The organism is Microbacterium sp. AG238 (genome assembly GCF_003610405.1).
In the GTDB taxonomy this organism is placed as follows: Bacteria; Actinomycetota; Actinomycetes; order Actinomycetales; family Microbacteriaceae; genus Microbacterium.
Window position 1 is genome coordinate 1,672,981 of record NZ_RAQC01000001.1, and the last position, 21,368, is coordinate 1,694,348.

20 protein-coding genes and 1 tRNA gene are annotated in these 21,368 nt (G+C 68.7%); 11 read left to right on the forward strand and 10 right to left on the reverse strand.

All coding sequences use genetic code 11. The features are described 5' to 3' along the window. Positions 1-6: 6 nt before the first annotated feature. Positions 7-633, reverse strand: a complete 627-nt coding sequence (locus tag DEU36_RS07825) for a nucleotide exchange factor GrpE (protein WP_120263656.1) — start codon at positions 631-633, stop codon at positions 7-9. A 2-nt stretch (positions 634-635) separates the two neighbouring features. Next, on the reverse strand, positions 636-2,504 hold the full coding sequence (dnaK, locus tag DEU36_RS07830; RefSeq protein ID WP_120263657.1) for a molecular chaperone DnaK: 1,869 nt from the start codon (positions 2,502-2,504) through the stop codon (positions 636-638). Between the two features lie 328 nt (positions 2,505-2,832). On the opposite strand from dnaK, the gene DEU36_RS07835 reads away from it, so the two are divergent. Beyond that, positions 2,833-3,552, forward strand: a complete 720-nt coding sequence (locus DEU36_RS07835) for a response regulator transcription factor (RefSeq protein ID WP_120263658.1) — start codon at positions 2,833-2,835, stop codon at positions 3,550-3,552. 110 nt (positions 3,553-3,662) lie between these two features. After that, the gene (locus DEU36_RS07840; protein WP_259455272.1) at positions 3,663-5,120 is read left to right on the forward strand and encodes an MFS transporter; all 1,458 of its coding nucleotides are present in this window, start codon (positions 3,663-3,665) and stop codon (positions 5,118-5,120) included. Between the two features lie 6 nt (positions 5,121-5,126). On the opposite strand, the gene DEU36_RS07845 is transcribed toward DEU36_RS07840, so the two are convergent. From DEU36_RS07845 to DEU36_RS16315, 3 genes are all read right to left on the reverse strand, one after another. Continuing rightward, on the reverse strand, positions 5,127-5,573 hold the full coding sequence (locus DEU36_RS07845; protein WP_120263659.1) for a GNAT family N-acetyltransferase: 447 nt from the start codon (positions 5,571-5,573) through the stop codon (positions 5,127-5,129). A gap of 70 nt (positions 5,574-5,643) precedes the next feature. Further along, positions 5,644-7,311, reverse strand: a complete 1,668-nt coding sequence (locus DEU36_RS07850; protein ID WP_120263660.1) for a BCCT family transporter — start codon at positions 7,309-7,311, stop codon at positions 5,644-5,646. Between the two features lie 78 nt (positions 7,312-7,389). Continuing rightward, complete coding sequence (locus tag DEU36_RS16315) at positions 7,390-7,914, reverse strand: MarR family winged helix-turn-helix transcriptional regulator (protein ID WP_259455273.1); 525 nt, start codon at positions 7,912-7,914, stop codon at positions 7,390-7,392. Positions 7,915-8,025: 111 nt separating this feature from the next. Between DEU36_RS16315 and DEU36_RS07860 the strand changes: the two genes are divergently transcribed. Beyond that, positions 8,026-8,622, forward strand: a complete 597-nt coding sequence (locus tag DEU36_RS07860; protein WP_120263661.1) for a MarR family winged helix-turn-helix transcriptional regulator — start codon at positions 8,026-8,028, stop codon at positions 8,620-8,622. Positions 8,623-8,690: 68 nt separating this feature from the next. On the opposite strand, the gene dcd is transcribed toward DEU36_RS07860, so the two are convergent. Further along, a complete protein-coding gene (dcd, locus tag DEU36_RS07865; RefSeq protein WP_120264439.1) occupies positions 8,691-9,296 on the reverse strand; it encodes a dCTP deaminase in 606 nt (201 codons plus the stop codon). A 35-nt stretch (positions 9,297-9,331) separates the two neighbouring features. Continuing rightward, positions 9,332-10,345 carry a LacI family DNA-binding transcriptional regulator gene (locus tag DEU36_RS07870; RefSeq protein WP_120263662.1) on the reverse strand — a complete coding sequence of 338 codons (1,014 nt, stop codon included), beginning with the start codon at positions 10,343-10,345 and terminating at the stop codon, positions 9,332-9,334. 207 nt (positions 10,346-10,552) lie between these two features. Between DEU36_RS07870 and DEU36_RS07875 the strand changes: the two genes are divergently transcribed. From DEU36_RS07875 to DEU36_RS07895, 6 genes are all read left to right on the forward strand, one after another. Continuing rightward, positions 10,553-11,857, forward strand: a complete 1,305-nt coding sequence (locus tag DEU36_RS07875) for an ABC transporter substrate-binding protein (RefSeq protein ID WP_120263663.1) — start codon at positions 10,553-10,555, stop codon at positions 11,855-11,857. An 8-nt stretch (positions 11,858-11,865) separates the two neighbouring features. Next, entirely contained in the window at positions 11,866-12,882 is a 1,017-nt protein-coding gene (locus DEU36_RS07880; protein ID WP_120263664.1) for a carbohydrate ABC transporter permease, read from the forward strand. Then, positions 12,879-13,775 (forward strand): carbohydrate ABC transporter permease, encoded by an 897-nt coding sequence (locus tag DEU36_RS07885; protein WP_120263665.1) that lies wholly within the window; start codon positions 12,879-12,881, stop codon positions 13,773-13,775. The genes DEU36_RS07880 and DEU36_RS07885 overlap by 4 nt, the downstream gene beginning before the upstream one ends. 78 nt (positions 13,776-13,853) lie before the next feature. Further along, on the forward strand, positions 13,854-16,079 hold the full coding sequence (locus DEU36_RS07890) for a beta-glucosidase (protein WP_120264440.1): 2,226 nt from the start codon (positions 13,854-13,856) through the stop codon (positions 16,077-16,079). Between the two features lie 43 nt (positions 16,080-16,122). Continuing rightward, positions 16,123-16,494 (forward strand): hypothetical protein, encoded by a 372-nt coding sequence (locus DEU36_RS15995; RefSeq protein WP_147374370.1) that lies wholly within the window; start codon positions 16,123-16,125, stop codon positions 16,492-16,494. A gap of 24 nt (positions 16,495-16,518) precedes the next feature. Beyond that, positions 16,519-16,592, forward strand: a tRNA-Gly gene (locus DEU36_RS07895). Positions 16,593-16,749: 157 nt separating this feature from the next. Here DEU36_RS07895 and DEU36_RS07900 read toward each other — a convergent pair. Both DEU36_RS07900 and DEU36_RS07905 read right to left on the reverse strand, forming a co-directional pair. Next, a complete protein-coding gene (locus tag DEU36_RS07900) occupies positions 16,750-18,129 on the reverse strand; it encodes a type II toxin-antitoxin system HipA family toxin (protein WP_120263666.1) in 1,380 nt (459 codons plus the stop codon). Then, on the reverse strand, positions 18,122-18,352 hold the full coding sequence (locus tag DEU36_RS07905) for a helix-turn-helix transcriptional regulator (protein ID WP_120263667.1): 231 nt from the start codon (positions 18,350-18,352) through the stop codon (positions 18,122-18,124). Before DEU36_RS07905 ends, DEU36_RS07900 begins: the two co-directional genes overlap by 8 nt. A 468-nt stretch (positions 18,353-18,820) precedes the next feature. On the opposite strand from DEU36_RS07905, the gene DEU36_RS07910 reads away from it, so the two are divergent. Continuing rightward, on the forward strand, positions 18,821-19,297 hold the full coding sequence (locus DEU36_RS07910) for a hypothetical protein (RefSeq protein WP_147374371.1): 477 nt from the start codon (positions 18,821-18,823) through the stop codon (positions 19,295-19,297). Between the two features lie 136 nt (positions 19,298-19,433). On the opposite strand, the gene DEU36_RS07915 is transcribed toward DEU36_RS07910, so the two are convergent. After that, a complete protein-coding gene (locus DEU36_RS07915) occupies positions 19,434-20,231 on the reverse strand; it encodes an MOSC domain-containing protein (protein ID WP_120263669.1) in 798 nt (265 codons plus the stop codon). 177 nt (positions 20,232-20,408) lie between these two features. Here DEU36_RS07915 and DEU36_RS07920 point away from each other — a divergent pair, with 177 nt between their 5' ends. After that, positions 20,409-21,329, forward strand: a complete 921-nt coding sequence (locus tag DEU36_RS07920; protein ID WP_120263670.1) for a formate/nitrite transporter family protein — start codon at positions 20,409-20,411, stop codon at positions 21,327-21,329. Positions 21,330-21,368 lie beyond the last annotated feature (39 nt).

A 21,368-nucleotide genomic window follows, 5' to 3' on the forward strand; every position in this document is an offset into this window, starting at 1 on the left:
TGCCTCCTATTCGGCCGGCACGGCGACGACGACCTTCGCCGGACGCAGCTCGATGCTGCCGAGGCGGTAGCCGACCTCGACGACCTCGAGGATCGTCGGCTCGGCCGCGCCCGGGGTGGGCGCCTGGAAGATCGCCTCGTGCTGCTGCGGGTCGAACGCGTCGCCCGCGGCGCCGTAGGACTCGACACCCAGTCGCGCCACGACCCCGCGCAGCTTGTCCGCGATCACCGCGAGCGGCGATCCCTCGACGAGGTCGCCGTGCTTGTCGGCACGGTCGAGGTCGTCGAGCACGGGCAGCAGGCCCTTGGCGACCGAGCCCTTGGCGCGCTCGATCTCGACCTCGCGCTGCTCCTCGGTGCGCCGACGGTAGTTGGCGTACTCGGCCTGCACGCGCTTGAGGTCGAGCACGAGGTCGTGCTCCTCGGCAGGCGCTTCGGCGACGGCGGCCTCGTCGGACTGCGTCGCGCCGAGGATGTCGTCGATGGTCAGTTCGTCGTCCGCAGCCGCGGCGTCCGCGGCATCCGTTGCTCCGGTGGCCTCGTGCGCGTCGGGGCCGGACGCCTGGGCGTCCGACCCCTCCCCGCCGAGGACCTCGTCTTCGCCGTGCGGCTCTTCGAAGTCCTTGTTGGTCATGATTACTTCTTCTCGTCCTCGTCTTCGACGACCTCGGCGTCGACGACGTCCTCATCGGATGCCGTCGCACCGGCGTCACCGGTCGGAGCGTCGGTCGGGGCACCCTGCGCCTGGTCTGCCTGACCCTGCGCGTAGATGGCCTCACCGAGCTTGCCCTGCGATGCGTTGAGCTTCTCGAACGCGGTCTTCACGGCCTCGTCGTCATCACCAGCGAGTGCGGTCTTCAGCGCGTCGACGTCACCCTGCACCTCGGACTTGACGTCCTCAGGCAGCTTGTCGGCGTTGTCGGCGATGAGCTTCTCGATCGAGTACGACAGGGTCTCGGCCTGGTTGCGCACCTCGGCTGCCTCGCGGCGCTTCTTGTCCTCTGCCGCGTGCTCCTCAGCCTCACGCACCATGCGCTCGATGTCGTCCTTGGGCAGCGACGAGCCGCCGGTGATCGTCATCGACTGCTCCTTGCCGGTGCCCTTGTCCTTCGCCGAGACGTGCACGATGCCGTTGGCGTCGATGTCGAAGGTGACCTCGACCTGCGGGATGCCGCGGGGTGCCGGCGCGATGCCCGTGAGCTCGAACGTGCCGAGCGGCTTGTTGTCGCGGGTGAAGTCGCGCTCGCCCTGGAAGACCTGGATGGCGACCGACGGCTGGTTGTCGTCGGCGGTCGTGAAGGTTTCGCTGCGCTTGGTGGGGATGGCGGTGTTGCGCTCGATGAGCTTCGTCATGATGCCGCCCTTGGTCTCGATGCCGAGGCTCAGGGGGGTCACGTCGATGAGGAGGACGTCCTTGCGCTCGCCCTTGAGGACACCGGCCTGCAGGGCGGCGCCGACGGCGACGACCTCGTCCGGGTTCACGCCCTTGTTGGGCTCCTTGCCGGCTTCCTTCTTCACGAGCTCCGACACGGCGGGCATGCGGGTGGAGCCACCCACGAGCACGACGTGGTCGATGTCGCCGACCTTGATCCCGGCCTCGCGGATGACGTCTTCGAAGGGCTTCTTCGTGCGGTCGAGCAGGTCCTTCGTGAGGTCCTCGAACTTCGCGCGCGACAGCGTCTCGGAGAGCGACACGGGGCCCGAGTCGGTCAGCGAGAGGTACGGCAGGTTGATCGAGGTCGACTGCGAGCTGGAGAGCTCCTTCTTCGCCTGCTCGGCGGCCTCCTTGAGGCGCTGCAGGGCGATCTTGTCGCCCGAGACGTCGACACCGGTCGTGTCCTTGAACTGCTTGATGAGGTACTCGACGATGCGCTGGTCCCAGTCGTCGCCACCGAGGCGGTTGTCACCGGCCGTGGCGCGCACCTGGATCGTCGAGAAGTCGTCGTCCTTGCCCACTTCGAGCAGCGAGACGTCGAAGGTTCCGCCACCGAGGTCGAAGACGAGGATGAGCTCGTCTTCCTTGCCCTTGTCGAGGCCGTAGGCCAGCGCGGCGGCGGTCGGCTCGTTGATGATGCGCAGGACGTTCAGGCCCGCGATCTCGCCGGCCTCCTTGGTCGCCTGGCGCTCGGCGTCGTTGAAGTACGCGGGCACGGTGATGACGGCATCCGTCACCGTGTCGCCGAGGTACTGCTCGGCGTCGCGCTTGAGCTTCTGGAGGATGCGAGCCGAGATCTCCTGCGGCGTGTACGCCTTGCCGTCGATCGCCTGGGTCTTCCAGTCGGTACCCATGTGGCGCTTGACGGAGGTCAGGGTGCGGTCGACGTTGGTGACGGCCTGCCGCTTGGCGGTCTCACCGACGAGGACCTCGCCGTCCTTGGTGAATGCGACGACCGAGGGGGTCGTACGGAGCCCTTCGGCGTTGGCGATGACCTTGGGCTCGCCGCCCTCGAGGACGGCCACGACGGAGTTCGTCGTGCCCAGGTCGATACCCACTGCACGTGCCATGAGTTGTCTCCTTACTTGCGGTTCTGATGGATCTGAAGTCTGCGGCGGCCCAACCTGAGCCGCGATGACTCAACTGTACTCGCGCACCGAAACCATGTCAAGAGAAGTTGAGTCAGGTCGTATCAAGTTCATTGTCGGATGGCGAGGTGCATGACGTCCACCTGAGCCAATTCTGAGCAACCCTGAGGCACGATCATCGGATCCTCTCAGCGGCGCGCTATATGTTGAGTCCACTCATGACAAGAAGCGTGAACCCGAACTCGCCTCTCGTCGACTCCGAGCCCGTGATGGGCGGTCGTCGAGCGTTCCCGCGTGCCCGGAGGCACCCGTGACGCGCAGCGCCGTCGTCATCGAGGATGACGACGACCTCCGCAGCCTGCTCAGCCAGACCCTCGAGCAGCACGGCTTCGCCGTCCACGCCTTCCCCGACGGCCCCGCCGGAGTCGACGCCGTCCGCCACCTGCGTCCGGACCTGACGACCGTCGACGTCAAGCTCGACGGCATCGACGGTTTCGAGGCGGTTCGCCGCATCCGGGCCTTCCACGACGGATACGTGCTCATCATCAGCGCCGTCGACGACGAGACCGCGACGGTCGAGGGCTTCCGCAGCGGAGCCGACGACTACGTCATCAAGCCCTGGCGCCCCTACGAGCTGCGCGCCCGCATCGACGCCCTGATGCGGCGCCCCCGCACCCTCCAGTCACCCGAGAACGTGTCGGGTGGCTGGCTCGAAGCAGGTGGTTTGCGGCTGAGCCCCGGATCGCGCCGCGTCGAACTCGACGGCCGCGCCCTCGATCTGACCCGTTCCGAGTTCGACGTCCTGCAGGCGCTGATGCAGCGCCCCGGTGACGTCGTCGAGAAGGCGTGGATCGCGCTCATGCTGCGCCGTCAGAGCGGTGTCCATGGCGAACACGTCAGCCCCCACGACCTCCACGCGGTCGAGGTGCACCTGATGAACCTGCGCCGCAAGCTCGGCGACGACGGACGCACCGGCCGCTGGATCGAGACGGTGCGCGGCATCGGCTACCGGTTCGCGCGTCGCGACTGAAAAGCGCCCCACCCCGTTCGGCTGCGGATACGCTGACCCCGTCGCGAAGATGCGACGCGCCGCCGACGGGCGGCACCGAGTGTTCACGGAGAGGTCGTAGCGTGCCCGGCATGTCACCCGAGACCGATCCGCCCGGCGGAGGCCGCAGCCCGAAGGCATCCGCGCCGGGGGTTCCCACGCCCCCCACCGCCGCCGACACGCAGGCCCTCGGGCGCATCGCCGCCATGCAGACCCGCGATGTCGACGAGCAGCCCGTCCCCCGGAAGACCGTTGTGTCGTGGGCACTGTGGGACTGGGCGACGCAGCCGTTCAACTCCGTCATCCTCACCTTCGTCTTCGCGTCGCTGTTCCTCGTCTCCGATTCGTTCCTGCCCGCCGACATCGCCGCGCTGCCCGACTCCGACCCGATCAAGGAAGCAGCCCTCGCCGAGCTGGCGAGCGGGTACGGCGTCGCCTCGACGGCTGCCGGCATCCTGATCCTGCTCCTCGCGCCGGTGCTGGGGCAGACCGCCGACCGATCGGGCCGGAAGAAGCGGTGGCTCGGCGTGTTCACCGTCGTCCTCGCGCTGCTGCAGTTCGCGCTGTTCTTCACCTTCGCCGACCCGGCGTACTTCTGGTACGGCGCGATCGTCCTCTCGCTCGGCGCCGTCGTCTCCGAAATCGCGGGCGTCAACTACAACGCCATGCTCGTCGAGGTGTCGACGCCTCGCACGATCGGCCGGGTCAGCGGCCTGGGCTGGGGCCTCGGGTACATCGGCGGCATCGTCGCGCTCACCCTCGTGGTCGTGCTCACCTTCGCCGACTGGTTCGGGATGGACACGAGCAACGGTCTGGCCTACCGGCTCATCGCCGTGGGATGCGGGGTCTGGACGATCGTCTTCGCCATCCCGCTGATGCTGAACGTCCCCGAGCGCTCCGCACCGCACAGCACGGAGAAGGTCGGCTTCTTCGCGGCGTACGCCCACCTGGTCGCCGACATCGCTCGCCTGTATCGCACCGAGCGCCCCACGTTCTGGTTCCTTCTGGCGAGCGCGGTCTATCGCGACGGCCTCGCGGGCGTCTTCGCCTTCGGCGGGGTGCTGGCTGCCCGCGCGTTCGGATTCTCGCCGACGGAGGTCATGGTCTTCGGCATCGCCGCGAACCTCGTCGCCGGCGCGTCCACCATCATCGCGGGACGCTTCGACGACCGTTTCGGAGCGCGAGCCGTGATCATCGCGACCCTCTCGGGGCTCATCGCGGTCGCCGTGCTGCTGTTCGTGCTGCAGGACGCCGGATCGATCGTGTTCTGGATCGCCGGGCTCATCCTCTCGGGATGCGTGGGACCCGCACAGGCGGCGAGCCGCTCACTGCTCGCGCGCGTCACGCCTCCGGGCATGCAGGGTGAGATCTTCGGCCTCTACGCCACGACGGGGCGCGTCGCGAGCTTCCTCTCCCCCGCCATGTGGGCGCTGTTCATCGCCTGGTTCGGCAGCATCATCTGGGGCGTGCTGGGCATCGCCGTGGTGCTGCTTCTCGGGCTCGTGCTGCTGCTCTTCGTGCGCCTGCCGAAGCAGGCCGGCATCCGCTGACCGGCTTCAGGCGGAACGCCGCATGGGGACGTGCGGGATGTCGTCCTCCGAGAACTCCGGCCCGCTGATCGCGAATCCGAACCGCCCGTACCAGTCGGCGAGGTGCTTCTGCGCGTCGAGGTCGATCGCCGCGCCGGGCCACCGCTCGCCGGCGCGCTCGACCGCCGCGCGCATGAGCTGGGCCGACAGGCCACGGCCGCGGGCCTCCGCGGCGGTGGCGACGCGTCCGATGCGGGCGTTGCCCGAGGCATCGCGCAGCAGCCGGAGCGTCGCCAGAACCCGTCCGTCGTCTTCGATCCAGAAGAGCTCGGTGTCGGGCTCGAGGTCTCGGCCGTCGAGCTCGGGGTAGGCCGCGGCCTGCTCGACGACGAAGACGCTGACGCGCAGCCAGAGCAGACGGTAGAGGGTCTCGGCGGGAACATCGGTCAGACGGGCGGAGGACACCGGAGGCATCCGCCCAGCGTACGACGAAGGCGCCGGGCGGTCGGGCCCGGCGCCTTCGCGGCGATCGACGATGTCCGCGTCAGCCGCGCCTGCCGACGATCCACGGGAAGCGCACTCCCCGCTCGTTCGGCTCCTCGACCTCGAGGCCGTAGTGGTCGCCGATGCGTTCGATGAACTGGGCCCGCTCCGCACGGGCGTACGCGCGGCGCTCGCGTTGGAAGGCCAGCACCGTCGACCAGCACATCAGGAGCATGACGATCGAGAAGGGCAGCGCGATGAGAATCGCCGCGGTCTGCAGAGCCTGCAGGCCACCGGCGAGCAGGAGTGCGCTCGCGAGGGCGGCGGTGATGACGACGAAGAACACACGCACCCAGCGCGGCGGCTCGGGGTTGCCGCCCGTGGCGATCATGCCCATGACGAGGGCGCCCGAGTCGGCCGAGGTGATGAAGAACACGGCGATCAGGACGATGGCGCCGATCGTCAGCACGCCACCGGCCGGCAGCCCCTCGAGAAGCTGGAACAGCGCCCCCTGCAGGTTCACCGAACCATCGGCGGCGAGCATCGACCCGGGCTGTTCGAGCTCTCGGTACAGCGCCGAGCCGCCGAGGACGGCGAACCACAGGATGCCGATCAGGGTCGGCACCAGCAGCACGCCCGCGACGAACTGGCGAACCGTGCGCCCCTTGCTGACGCGCGCGATGAAGATGCCGACGAAGGGCGCCCACGAGATCCACCAGCCCCAGTAGAACGACGTCCACTGCGCCTGCCAGGCCTCGCCCGCCGCCCCCTGGAGAGCGCTGACGGTGAAGGAGAGGCCGATGAAGTCCTGGATGTACGCACCGATCGACTGCACCCACTCTCGCAGGAGGAACTGCGTCGGCCCGGCGAAGAGGAGGAAAAGAAGCAGCAGGCCGGCGACGATGAGGTTGAAGTTGGAGAGCCACTTCATCCCCTTCGTCACTCCCGACAGCACCGAGAACAGGACGAAGACGGAGACGATCGCGATGAGCCCGATGAGCATCGCGTCGTTCATGGGAGGGAGGCCGATGAACTCGAGGCCCGAGCCCATCTGCATGACACCGAGTCCGAGCGAGGTTGCGACACCGAACAGGGTGCCGACGAGGGCGACCGCGTCGATCACGTTGCCCGCGGCCCCACGCACACGATTGCCCAGCAGCGGCTCGAGCGCCCAACGGATCGAGATCGGCCGGCGACGGCGGTGGATCGCGTACGCGAGCGCGAGCCCGACGACCACGTACATCGCCCAGGCGTGCACACCCCAGTGCAGGTACGTCTGCGTCAGCGCTCCCTGAGCCAGCTGCTGCTCGGTGCCGGTCACCCCGGGTCGCGGGTCGACGAAGTGGCTGAGCGGCTCGCTCACGCCGTAGAAGACGAGTCCGATACCCATGCCCGCCGCGAAGAGGAGCGAGAACCACGAGCCGGTCGAGAACTCGGGCTCGTCGTCGTCGCGTCCGAGCTTGATGTCACCGAAACGACTGAAGCCGACGAAGATCGCGAAGCCGACGAAGAAGGCCGCGATGAGGACGTAGTACCAGTTGAACGAGTCGACGATCGACGTCTGGATGGCGCCGAAGAACGACTCGGCCGTGGTGGGGAAGATGATCGCGAAGGCGCTGAAGCCGACGATCACGACCGCGGCGGGCCAGAACACCCAACGGGCGATCGTGCCCGGGGTGGACACCGCGGCTATGCGTTCTGCGGGAGAGGGCTGATTCTCGGTGCTCACCGAACCAGGGTGGCAGGATACCGGCGCGACGCAAAGTGGAGAAGCCCAGTTGCCTGCATCCGCGACAGCGGGTATGGCTCAGCCGCGCGGCCAGGCGTCGGCGAGTTTGGTGAGCAGTCGGGCCAGTTCGGCGCGCTCGTCGTCGGTGAATCCGTCCAGCGCGCTGCCCAGGGCCGCGCGACGTTCACCCCGCACGCTGCGCGCGAATCCACGCCCCTCGTCGGTCAGTGCGATGCGGGTGCGGCGGGCGTCGTCGGGGTCGGCCTCCCGACGCACCAGGTCGAGCTCGACGGCCTGCTGCACCAGCCGGGAGGCCCGCGGCTGGTCGACACCGATCGCCTCACCGATCTCGCTGACGCTGAGCGGGTGGGATGCCGCGGCGAGCGCCTCGAGCATGCGCAGGCGTGCGAGGCCCGCCATCCTCCCGCGTCCGTCGGCGAACGGACCCCCGCGATGTCCGTGCGGGCCGTGCCCGGCGTGGCCGCCGAACGGCCCCTGCGCGTGCGCTGCGTGCTGCGGACCGGGCCCGGGACGCCGCAGCCCGCGCAGACGCCCCAACGCGTCGGCGATGGCATCGATCTGCGGGTCGTCGGCAGCCGTCATGGTTCGAGAATACATGCGACTTGACATGGACCGGACTGCATGTCATAGTGCATATACATGACACATGACATACATAACGGGTCGGATGCGCCGGCCCGCGAAGGGAACACCATGAACAACCACGACAACACCCCCGAGACACGCGACACCCGATCGCGGTCGCTGGCCTTCTGGATGCGCGCCGCCGGAGCGGCACTCGCCACCGAGATGAATCGGACGCTGGCCGCCGAGGGGCTCGACCGCCGAGACTGGGCCGTACTCGATGTCCTCGCGGGCGAGCGCGACATCCCCGGCCTCGCCGAGCGCGTTCAGCGCGGCGGGAAGCGCGTCCGGTCGCTTGCGGCTCGCGGCTGGGCCGCCGAGCGCGACGGCGCCTGGACCATCACCGAGGAGGGCCGTCGCGAGCGCGACCGCATCCATGGGCTCGTCACGGGCGTCCGCGATCGCGTGCGGGGCGCCGTGTCGGATGACGACTACGCCACGACGGTCGCTTCGCTCGAGGCGATCGCTCGCGAGCTGGGTTGGGACGAGAGCGGACCACGCCGATTCGGCCCCCGGGGCCACCGCGGCTTCGGTCACCGCTTCGGCCACGACCACCGCGTCGGCCACGGCCGGGGCCCTCGCTGCGGCGAGCAGCCCCACCACGGCGAGCACGCGTTCGAGCGCGGCTTCACCGCCGGCTTCGCGGCCGGGCGCGACGCCGCCTGACCCGCGGCAACTCGGATGAGGCCCCCGAGGTTCGACGCCTCGGGGCCCTCATCCGTCCCGGAACCGCGTCAGGCGCCGCGCGATCCGGCGTCGATCGTGCCCACGTCGGTCCGGTGGAAGTTCTGGAACGAGCGCGACGCGGTCGGGCCGCGCTGCCCCTGATAGCGGTTGCCGTACGGGCCGGATCCGTAGGAGTTCTCACTCGGCGAGCTGAGCTGGAAGAAGCAGAGCTGCCCGATCTTCATCCCCGGCCAGAGCTTGATCGGCAGAGTGGCGACATTGGCGAGTTCGAGCGTCACGTGACCCGAGAACCCGGGGTCGATGAAGCCGGCCGTCGAGTGGGTGATCAGGCCCAGCCGCCCGAGAGACGACTTGCCCTCCAGACGTGCGGCGACGTCGTCGCCGAGGCGCACCTGCTCGTACGTCGATCCGAGCGCGAACTCGCCCGGATGCAGGATGAACGGCTGGTCCGGCTCGACCTCGATCAGACGGGTCAGCTCGGGCTGATCCTGCGCCGGGTCGATGAAGGGGTACTTGTGGTTGTCGAACAGGCGGAAGTACCGGTCGAGGCGCACGTCGACGCTCGAGGGCTGCACCATCGAGGCATCCCAGGGGTCGAGACCGATACGGCCCTGATCGATTCCGGCACGGATGTCGCGATCACTCAGCAGCACGGACACAGCCTAGAGCGCGAGGCCGGGCGAGGACGTCATCCGGCCCGATACCGGGCGGGCGGCGCGGTGGTCTGCCGGGCCACCAGTTTCGTCGGAAGCCGCAGATGCGTGGCCGGCAGCGTCTCGCCGCGCATGAGGGCCAGCAGCATCTGCACCGCGGCCGCCCCCAGGCGCCCCATCGGCTGTCGCACCGTCGTCAGGGGGACGGGAAGCCTCGTCGCCTCGGGGATGTCGTCGAATCCGACGATCGACAGGTCGCGGGGAACCTCGAGCCCGAGCTCGGCGGCCACCTGCAGGATGGCGATCGCCGACACGTCGTTCGCCGCGAAGACAGCGGTGGGCCGATTGGCCGCCGAGAGCATGTCGATCGCGACCTCGCGCACCGTCGCCTCGCGATAGCGCCCCGCCCCGACGTACGTCGCGTCGAACGGGATGCCGGCGTCGGCGAGCGCGCGACGATATCCGGCGTCGCGCGCGATCGACGACCGCAGGTCGGCGCGTCCCGCGATGTAGCCGATGCGCGTGTGCCCCATGCCGATGAGGTAGGCCGTCGCCTCACGGGCGCCGCCGTAGCTGTCGCTCTCGACGATGGGCACGTCGGCGGGGCCGGTGTGCGGGTCGATCGCGACGAGCGGGACGTCGGCACTCGCTTTGACCACCGTGGGTGTGACCATGATCGCGCCGTCGATCAGCGTTCCGCTCAGGCGAGACAGCGACCGCCGCTCCCACCCCTCCTCGTCGCCCCGCGACCCCGAGTAGGCGAGCAGGTCGTAGCTGGTGTCACGAAGCGCCTCGCCCACGCCCTTGAGGATCTCGGCGCTGAACGGCTCGAAATCGGCGACGAGGACGCCGATCACACCCGTCGAGCGCGAGCGCATGCTGCTGGCGATGAGGCTCGACTCGTAACCGAGCTCCGCGACGGCCGCCATCACGGCATCCACGGTGGCTGTCGCCACGCCGTAGCGCCCATTGACGGCCTTCGACACCGTCGACACCGAGACGCCGGCGCGCTCGGCGACGTCGTGGATGGTGGGGCGGCGACGGTCCATGCACGCATGCTAGCCCGAAATGGAAACCGTTTTCGAAAACGTTTGACACCTCTTTGTTGCCCGCGCAAACTTTCGGTGTCCGACAGCACCAGCGAATGTCCGACGACACCCGAGCATCGCCGCTCGGCGGTTCGAGCAGCCCAGCCCGGGCCCGGCCGCGGCGCGCTCACCGGCAGATGTCCACTCAACGAAGAGAGAAGGAATCACATGGCACGCTCCATCACGGCTCGCCGCAAGGCAGCCGTCACGGCAGCCGTCTTGGCGGTGGGGGCACTGGCCCTCACCTCCTGCAGCGCCAACGGCGACGGCGGCAGCGCCGACGGCACCGTCGAGATGACGCTCTGGCAGAACTCGACGACCGGCCCCGGACAGGAGTTCTGGAAGGACGCGATCGCCGCGTTCGAGGCGGAGAACGAGAACGTGAAGATCTCGATGCAGTCCGTTCAGAACGAGGACATGGACGGCAAGCTCCAGACCGCACTCAACGCGGGCGACCCGCCCGACATCTTCCTGCAGCGCGGTGGCGGCAAGATGGCCGCCATGGTCCAGGCCGGACAGCTGATGGACCTCACCGACCTCATCGGCGACACCGCCAAGGAAGAGATCTCGGAGGGCTCGTTCAAGGCCGAGACCTACCAGGACAAGGTGTGGGCGATGCCGCTCGCCGTGCTGCCCAGCGGCTTCTGGTACAGCTCCGACCTGTTCACCGACGCCGGAATCACCGAGACCCCCACGACGGTCGACGACCTCAAGACCGTCGTCGGGCGGCTCAAGGATTCCGGTATCGCCCCGATCGCCCTCGGCGCGAAGGACGCCTGGCCCGCCGCGCACTGGTTCTACAACTTCGCGCTGCGCGAGTGCAGCCCGGAGACGATCGAGAAGACCGGCGACTCGAAGGACTTCAGCGACGAATGCTGGCTCAAGTCCGCCGAGGACCTCGCCGACTTCGCCGAGCTCCAGCCGTTCAACGAGGGCTACCTCACCACCTCGGCGCAGCAGGGCGCGGGCAGCAGCGCGGGCCTCATCGCGAACCACCAGGCGGGCATGGAGCTCATGGGCGCCTGGAACCCCGGCGTCATCGCCTCGCTCACGCCCGACGAGCAGCCTCTGCCCGACCTGGCGTGGTTCCCCTTCCCCGAGCTGTCGGGTGGCGAGGGTGAGCCCGGCTCGATCATGGGCGGCGTCGACGGATACTCCTGCTCGGCGAAGGCCCCGAAGGAGTGCGCCGACTTCCTGAACTTCCTCGCCAGCGCCGAGCAGCAGGAGGCCTACTACAAGGCCTTCAACGCACCGCCGGTGAACTCGGTCGCGCAGGAGGCGGTCGAGGAGGAGTACCTCCAGGAGGTTCTCGCCGCCTACAACAAGGCCCCGTTCGTCTCGCAGTGGCTCGACACCGTCCTCGGCCAGAACGTCGGCAACGCGCTGAACGTCGCCGTCGTCGACCTGCTGGCGGGCAAGAGCACGCCCGAGCAGATGATCCAGTCGGTCTCCGACGCGGCGAAGAAGGGCTGATCCGCATCATGTCGCTCAGCGAGACAGCCGTGGCGGGCAACGCCGACGGCGTGGATCTCGCGGCCCGGGGCGAGGGCGTCACCACGACGCCCTCGCCCTCCCGGCGCCGCCGAGGCCTCGGCTGGTCGGGTCGCCTCGAGATCGCGGTGCTCGTCGGACCCGCCCTGGTGATGTTCGTCGGGTTCGTCATCTTCCCCGTCGTGATGGCCGCGTACTACGGCTTCTTCCGCTGGCAGGGCTACGGACCGCCTACCGAGTTCGTCGGCCTGCAGAACTACATCACGATCCTCACCGACCCGACCTTCGTCGAGGCCCTCAGCCACAACGCCATCATCGTCGTGGCATCCCTCGTGCTCCAGGGACCGGTCGCGGTCCTCCTCGCCCTGCTGCTCAACCGCCGCATGCGCGGGCAGTCGCTCATCCGCGTGCTGATCTTCGTTCCGTACGTCATCGCCGAGGTCGTCGTCGGCACCGGCTTCGGGCTCATGCTGCAGACCCAGGGCGCCCTCAACGGCGCACTCGAGCAGCTCGGCCTCGGGGCGTTCACGCGCGACTGGATCGCCGATCCCTCGATCGCCATCTGGACACTCATGGGCATCCTCACGTGGAAGTACGTCGGCTTCGCCGTCATCCTCTTCCTCGCCGGCCTCCAGGGCATCCCCGAGGAACTGTACGAAGCCGCCGCCCTCGACGGCGCCGGCTACTGGCAGATGCACTGGCGGATCACCCTGCCGCTGCTCGCCCCCACCCTGCGCATCTGGGCGTTCCTCTCGATCATCGGCGCGCTGCAGCTGTTCGACCTCGTGTACATCATCTGGGGTCAGTACGTCGCCTCGACGGCCGGCACCTCGACGATGGCCACCTACATGGTCGTCAACGGCCGCAACGCGGGCAGCTACGGCTTCGGAAACGCCGTCGCCGTCGTGATCTTCCTCATCTCCCTCGTCGTCGCGATCGTGTACCAGCGCTATGTGCTGCGACGCGACACCGCCGGGGCCATCACCGAAGGGAAGCAGGAGCGATGACCGCCCTCACCTCTTCCGCCACTCGCGCGGTCGTCACCCCCGTCCCCACCGGTCGTCGCGGGCGCCGCAGAGAGCGCCTGCCCTGGGGCAGCCCCGTGGTGTATTTCGTCGCCCTCGTCGTGATCGCGCTCATGCTGACGCCGGTGCTCTACATCATCATCGGCGGCTTCCGCAGCAACGCCCAGATCACGGTGGACCCCGCCGGATGGCCGTCGCCCTGGAACATCGAGAACTACCTCACGGTGCTCACCGGGTCGCAGTTCTGGCAGCAGGTGCTCAACTCCACGATCGCCGCCGGCGCCACGACGATCGGCGCCGTGCTGCTGGGACTCATGGCGAGCTACATCATCGCCCGCTACCAGTTCCGCGGTCGCGGAGTGCTGTACGCCGTCTTCGCCTCGGGCCTGATGTTCCCCATCACCGTCGCGATCACCCCGCTGTACATCGTCATCCGCGACCTCGGCCTGATGAACTCGCTCGCGGGCATCATCCTGCCGCAGATCGCCTTCGCACTGCCGATGACGATCATCATCCTGGTGCCGTTCCTGCGGGCGATCCCCGACGAGATCCAGGAGGCCGCGTTCATCGACGGATGCGGGCGCCTGTCGTTCTTCTGGCGGATGGTGCTGCCCCTGTCGGTGCCCGGCGTCATCACGGTCGGCATCCTCGCCTTCATCGGCAGCTGGAACAGCTATCTGCTGCCGCTGTTCATCCTCAACAACGAGGCGACCTTCACCCTGCCGCTCGGCGTGCAGGCGTTCTCGTCGCAGTACTCGGTCGACACGGCGAAGGTGCTCGCCTTCACCTCCCTGTCGATGCTTCCCGCCCTGGCGTTCTTCAGTCTGTTCGAGCGCCGCATCGTCGGCGGTCTGACCGGCGCCGTCAAGGGCTGATCCCCCGTAGAGAAAGCACGAACTGTGACCCTCACCGATATCTCCGTCTCGACGCGCGTCGCCGACCTGATCGCGCGCATGACCCTCGACGAGAAGCTGGCCCAGCTGGTCGGCTTCTGGGTGGACCAGGGCGATGAGGTCGTCGCCCCGATGGCCGGCGAGATGGCGTCGTCGACCGCGTACGCCGACGCCACCGTCCACGGCCTCGGCCAGCTCACCCGCGTCTACGGCACACGGCCGGTCGACCCGATCGAGCGGGCGGCGTGGTTGTGGGACGAGCAGCGCCGGCTCGTCCGCGAGACGCGGCTGGGCATCCCCGCACTCGTTCACGAGGAATGCCTGACGGGCCTGGCGGCATGGCAGGCGGCGACCTTCCCCACACCCCTCGCGTGGGGAGCGGCGTTCGACCCGGAGCTCGTCGAGGAGATGGGGGCGCTCATCGGCGAGTCGATGCGCGAGCTCGGCATCCACCAGGGGCTGGCCCCGGTGCTCGACGTCATCCGCGACCCCCGCTGGGGCCGCGTCGACGAGTGCATCGCCGAAGACCCGTACGTCGTCGGCGTCATCGGCACCGCGTACGTGCGAGGCCTGCAGAGCACGGGGGTGCACGCGACGCTGAAGCACTTCGTGGGCTACTCGGGCTCGCAGGCGGGCCGCAACCACGCACCGGTCCACGCCGGACCGCGCGAGATCGCCGACGTCTTCCTTCCGCCGTTCGAGATGGCCGTGCGCGACGGCGGCGTGCGGTCGGTCATGAACTCGTACGCCGAGATCGACGGGGTGCCGGTCGCCGCGACCCCCGCCTACCTCACCGACCTCCTGCGCGACACATGGGGCTTCGACGGCACCGTCGTGTCGGACTACTTCTCCGTCGCCTTCCTCCAGACGATGCACGCCGTCGCGCGAGACCGCGGCGAGGCCGCGCAGCTCGCCCTCGAGGCCGGCATCGATGTCGAGCTGCCTACCGGCGACGCCTACGTCGGGCCGCTCGCCGAGCGCGTGCGCGCGGGACTGGTCGACGAGGCGCTCATCGACCGCGCCGTCCGCCGCGTGCTGATCCAGAAGGAGGAGCTGGGGCTGCTCGACGACACGTTCGAGACGCCGCCGACCAGCGTCGACCTCGACTCGCCCGCGCACCGCGCCCTCGCTCGCCGCCTGGCTGAGGAATCGGTCGTGCTGCTGAGCAACGACGGCACCCTTCCCCTGGCGTCGCCTCGCCGCGTCGCCGTGATCGGACCGAACGGCGACAGCTCGGAAGCCCTCATGGGCTGCTACTCGTTCGCCAATCACGTGCTCGCGCACCACCCGGGCGTACCCCTGGGATTCGAGATCCCCACCCTTGCGGCATCCATCACCGAGGTTCTCGCCGACGCTGAGGTCACTGTGGTGCGCGGCTGCGAGGCCGAGGGCGACGACCGGTCGGGCTTCGCCGAGGCGGAGGATGCCGCACGCGCGGCGGATGTCGCGATCGTCGCCGTCGGCGACCGGGCGGGTCTGTTCGGGCGCGGCACCGTCGGCGAAGGAAACGACGCCGACTCGCTCGAGCTTCCGGGCGTGCAGCGCGAGCTCGTCGAGCGTCTCGTCGCGACGGGGACGCCGGTCGTGCTCGTCATCCTGTCGGGTCGTCCCTATGCGATCGACTGGGCCCTCTCGGGCGAGCACGCCGTGGCAGCCGTGCTGCAGACGTTCTTCCCCGGCGAAGAAGGGGGTGCCGCGATCGCTGCGGTCCTGAGCGGCGAGGTCTCGCCGTCGGGTCACCTTCCCGTCTCGCTCCCCCGCTCGTCGGGCTCGCAGCCCTACAGCTACCTGCACCCGATCCTCGGCGGGCCGAACGAGATCACGAGCGCCGACAGCACCCCCGCGCTCCCCTTCGGGCACGGCTTGAGCTACACGACGTTCGAACGCACCGATCTGTCGGTGACGGCGTCGGTGCCCGCGGGCGACGCCTTCACGGCGACCGTGCGGGTGCGGAACACGGGTGGGCGCGCCGGCACCGATCTCGTGCAGCTCTACGCCCGCGACCTCCACGGGAGCATCACCCGCCCCGTCGCGCAGCTGCTCGGCTTCGCCCGGGTGCAGCTGGGTGCCGGCGCCGAGGCGACCGTCTCGTTCGATGTGCCGACAGCGCGGCTGGCGTTCACCGGACGCGAGGGCGTGCGCATCGTCGAACCCGGCGACATCGAACTGTGGGTCGGCCCGTCGTGCGCGGAGCGCGAGACCGAGGCGGCGACCGAGATCGTCGGCGACGTGCACCGCGTGACGGCATCCGACCGGCGCATCGTAGAGGTCTCGATCGAGCGCTGATCAGGGGTCGTGTACGAGGGGCTCGAGCGATAGTGTGCGGGCCATGAACAACGACTACGCAGGACCCGCAGCGGCCTTCGGCATCGGCTTCATCGTGCTCGGCATCGCGATCTACCTCGGGACGATCGCACTCATCCTCTGGGTGAGCTACCTGCTGATGCGGACGGCGGTGAAGAACGGGATGCTGCTCGCGATGCGCGAGAGCGGCGGACAGTTCCCGGGCGGTGGGGGTGCGGTTGGTGGCGGTGGTTATGCTGCCGGTCCGCGTCCGGCGGCGCCGCCGTACCCGCAGGCTCCGCCCGCGCCGGGCGGGCACGGGCCGGCTGCGCCGGGCGGGCCGGGCACCCACGGTGGGCCGGCTGCTCCTGGCGCACCGGGCGGTCCGGCTTCGGGCGGTCCGGGCCCCGTGGGGTAAGCTGACCGAGCACCTCGGGTGCGTGGGGCTGTAGTTCAATGGCAGAACATCTGCTTCCCAAGCAGATAGCGCGGGTTCGATTCCCGTCAGCCCCTCCAACGCGAGAGCTGTCGATTCCGAAGCCACTCCGGATATTCCACTGCCAATCCGCGGTCTCCTGTCGATTGCAGAGCTACTTCGGACTGAGAGTCTTGCCGGCTCTCGCGGCGGGCGCGGCGGTCTATCTCGCGCAGCTTGACGTAGTCGTCGGGTCTCTCAGCGCGCCGGGCCGCCCCACCCGCCGGGTGGCTGCTTCGGGAGCCACACCTCGGGCGTGCTGTGCTCCCGCTCCGCAAAACTGCCCGGGGTACCTCCGCCCACCGTCGCCCCGAGACCACGGTCCTTCCGGCGAGCCGGACCCACACCACTCGCCCGCGACGGGCGGGCGAACTCATCAAGCATTCGCTGAGCAGCACTCTCCACCGCACGGTCCAGGCCGCCGTGCGCTGCAGGATGCGGCCGCTCGACTCTCGCCGTCTCGACGACCGCTTCCGCCACCTCGGCCACGATCCGCTCAGGCCGACGGATGCCCCAGGAACGCCCTTCTGCCACGACGTCGGCGAGAGAGATCTCGCCTGCTTCGCGTCTGCCGTTGACCGCCAGCGCGAAGCTCTGGTCGACGTCGAGATGCGCGGAGGGGATGACGTCATACATCGGTGCGAGGACAACGTCCCCGTCCGGGTAGTGGAGAAGCCCAATGTTCTTGGCGTGCATGTCGTAGTTGTGCAGGACAACCGAAAGGGCGGTCATCCGAAGGAGATTTTGGAGGTTGTGGCTGCTGGCATGGCTACGGAGAACACCGGCGATCCTCTGCAACCTATCCCTCTCGTTCGGTTCTTCGTACTTGGCGTCGCCGATGTGACCGAGCGCCTGATTGAAGTCCTCCTGGTGAATCCGCCCGCCCTGACCGTCGCGGTCGAACCGTTCGATGACGAGTGCGCTGGCGCCGTCAAACACTTCGATGGCTGTGGAGAACGCAGCGAGTTCCAGCGCGCGGACAAATCGCGACCCGTACTCTTCGTCGAAGATGAGGCTGGGGGTGTTGGTGTTCATGGGCTTGATGATGTGCGTCGACGGGTACCCGTCGAGAGGTTCAGCCCACCCGTCGGCGGTATGCACGAGGAGGACTTTGTCCTGCACACCCGCCAAGCTCGACACGCGACGCCGGCCGGCATTGCCTAGGGGCGAGAACTTCACTTCTTGGAACATGGTCTTCACTTCGGCGGCGGTCACCGGGCGTGCTTCGGGGATGCGCGGCTCCGCCGGATCCTGCTCATTCCAGATCTGCAGAGCGCCCGCGGTGTCTCGGCCGTAGCGCGCCAGCAGACCCAGTGTGTTGTCGCTGTCTAGACGGGCGTTGGCTGCCAGGGTGCGGCGCACACCACCCTCCGACAGGACCTCCTCGAAGAAGGCTCGCCGCTTGCCCTGGTCCTCGGTGCGGGCCACCCGGATGAGTGGAACGGTGATGGACATGACCTGGCTGCCGAGGCCGAAGCGGTCGAGTCCATCGCGGTGTGCCTGGAAGTCGAACCGGTCTCGCTCGCCCGAGAGCGTCCCGACCTGCACCCCGTAGAGATCGACTCTCAGGTCAGACATTTTCTGGCGTCTCCAGGTACAGGCGTCCCCCGGTATGGGAGATGAAGCGGAGAAGGCGTTCGACGGACTTCGTCGGCTTGCCGCGCTCGAGCTCCACGATGTACCGCTGGGTAACGTCGAGTTCCTCGGCGAGTTGCCTCTGGGTCAGTCCGGCTTCAGCGCGCAGCTCGACCAGCAGGCGGCCGAGCGTTGCGGCGTCACGAATCGGGGCGCTACGCATCATTGATTACCTTTCTCTCATAAATGGTAGCTGATGCGGTTTTTCTACTCAACCGAGATTGATGAGGTTTTTCGCGTCATCCGCAACTGTGCTGCGCGACCCGGCCAACATCGACCACACATCTGCCTCCCCGCCGACCAGGTCTACGCCGGTCAAGCCCGAGACGTCTGGGCAATCGATCCCGCACCGGGCGACCAGTGGGCCTGGGTCGGGCGCAGCTTCGGCAACCACCCGTGGACCCAGCCGGAGACGACTTCGGCGCCGACGTGTTCGGAGTCGACACCGGCGCTGGCGGAGCGAGCGTCACTGACCACGGAACAAGCACTCCCGACGGAACGGGATACTTGGACCGTGACACCGAGTCACTCCGCAACATTGCCCTTGCAACAACGGGGTATGGCGCTCAGGCTACGGAAGCTATCGAGCACGAGCCGACACCATTTCAGAAGGCGATGACAGGAGGGAGCCGAGGTGGCTACTGACCGCACTGGCTTTGGCGTCGTGGCATTCCTGGCCGCCGCCGCGGTCACACTTGTCGGATGCGGACCCCAGGAGGCCGGCGTGACACCAGACGAAGCTAAAGAGACCCTGACGAGCATCATCCACGAATCCGCTGAACTGCTTGACACCGACGGGTGGGAGAACGACGGCGCTCCTGGCATCCAGAGCTGCGACAACGGCAACGGCGTGAAATGGAACTACGGGTACAACGCGATGCCTGGCGACGTGGAGCCGCTCGCTGACGCTGAGAAGATCGCCGCGCACTGGGAATCGCTCGGGATGACGGTGCGAATCAACACCGACCATGCGCCGGTGGTCTTCGCGACCGGGGGCCCGCTCCAAGGCCTCAGCTTCTCAACCGGGCCGGGCCTGTACGGGATCGGGGGCACCTCGGCATGCGTTCCCGGGAACGCGGATCAGATTCGCGACGAGGAGTACGTCGGGTAGCGTCGCGCACAGGGCCGCCGCCTACCCGTACCGCGTTGCAACGTGCCGCGGCCGACACCCCGACTCAGCGGCATCCGTCCCGGGGTGTCGTGTCGAATCCCTTGCATCCCGGCCCAGCCGGATGCCGCCACCCGGTTCAGCTCTCGAGCACGACCTCGTCACCCGCCCGCACGACACCGCCGCCGTCGGCGGGCAGGAGAAGGATGCCGAGGGTCGGCTCGTCCTGATCGAACTCGGTCGTCAGCACGCGCAGCAGCCGCGCGTCGCGCTCGCCCGTGTCGGGGTTGGCCATGATCGCGGCGCAGCGGCCGATGGGGCGCTGCACGTCGAAGGCGACGTCGCCGATGCGGATGCGGCCGCTCCAGCCGAGCTCGTCCCACGCCCCGGCACCCGAAACGACGATGTTCGAGCGGAACCGCCGGCTGTCGACGGGCGCGGCCACCGCGGCATCCACGTCCTCGACCGAGGCGGCACCGTGCAGCGAGACGTAGCCGCGCGCCCGGTCCTGGAACCGGGCGGTGACGCCGTCGCCGACGAGTCGCAGGGGCAGCACGCCGTCCTTGTCGAGCCGCCGGGCATCCGGTGACGCCGACACGAACGCGGTCACGGCTTCCTCGAGCTCGCGCCGCCCGGCGTCGTCGAGCCCCGCCTCCGCGAGCACCGCGCCATCGACGCTCAGCCGCAGCCGCCGCGCGTCGGCGTCGAAGTCCAGCGCCACGCGCGCGAGCGCCGGGAAGTCCATGAGCGCGAGGCCGCGGCTCTTCGGCCACGACTCCAGGCCCTCGGCATCCTCGGGCTCCACCGCGTCGGCGAAGCGGAACACGAGCACCCGGTCACCGGCGATCCGGCCGTCGGGCTGCACGACGAGCTCGTCGCGCGCTTCGGGAGTGAACCCCTTGACGGGATAGCGGTACAGGGCAGAGACGACGGGCACACCGCTACTCTGCACCACCCCGCCCGAATCGCCACCAGCGCCCGCGATCTCACAACCGCCGATGGTCCGAAGAGAGAAAGAGGTAACGGAACGGACGATCAGAGAGACCGCCGAGGAAACACCCCGCCCCTAGCGTCGAGCACCATACCCACCGGCTCTCGACCGAAGGAGGACGCGATGTCCTACATCAAGCCCACCGAGCTCGTTCAGACCGTCATCGACGCGGGTGCGTCGAAGGTCATGCTCTCGACCCGCGACACGCTCATCCGCTCCATCATGGGCGGCGCCGTCCTCACGATCGCCGCCGCCTTCGCCGTGACGATCACCGTGACGACGGGGATGCCGCTGCTCGGCGCCGTCCTCTTTCCGATCGGCTTCATCATGCTGTACCTGCTCGGCTACGACCTGCTGACCGGCGTCTTCGTGCTCGCGCCGCTCGCCTGGCTCGACCGGCGGCCGGGGGTGACGCTCGGCGGCATCCTGCGCAACTGGGGGCTGGTGTTCCTCGGCAACTTCATCGGCGCCTTCACCGTCGCCGTGCTGATGGCGATCGTCGTCACGTACGGCTTCTCGACGCCGCCGAACGAGGTGGGTCAGGCGATCGGCCACATCGGCGAGGGCCGCACGGTGGGCTACGCCGAGCACGGCGCAGCGGGCATGCTCACGCTCTTCGTCCGCGGCGTCCTGTGCAACTGGATGGTCGCGACGGGCGTCGTGCTGGCGATGATCTCGAAGGATGTCATCGGAAAGATCTTCGCGATGTGGATGCCGATCATGCTCTTCTTCTTCATGGGCTTCGAGCACTCGATCGTGAACATGTTCCTGTTCCCCTCGGGGCTCCTCCTCGGCGGTGACTTCACGATCATGGACTACCTGATCTGGAACGAGATCCCCACCGTGCTCGGAAACCTCGTCGGTGGCCTCGTCTTCGTCGCGATCCCGCTCTACTTCACCTACGGCCGGCCGACCTCGCCGCGTCGCGCGCGCACGCCCAAGCGCACCCGTGCGACCGGGGCCGTCGCGCCGGCCACCGTCGAACCCGCCGTCGAGCCCGCCGCCGAGCCCGCAGCCGCCGAGCCCGAGACCGCCCGGGTCTGACTCATGGCGCGCACCGTAAGCAGCCGGAAACACGCCGCT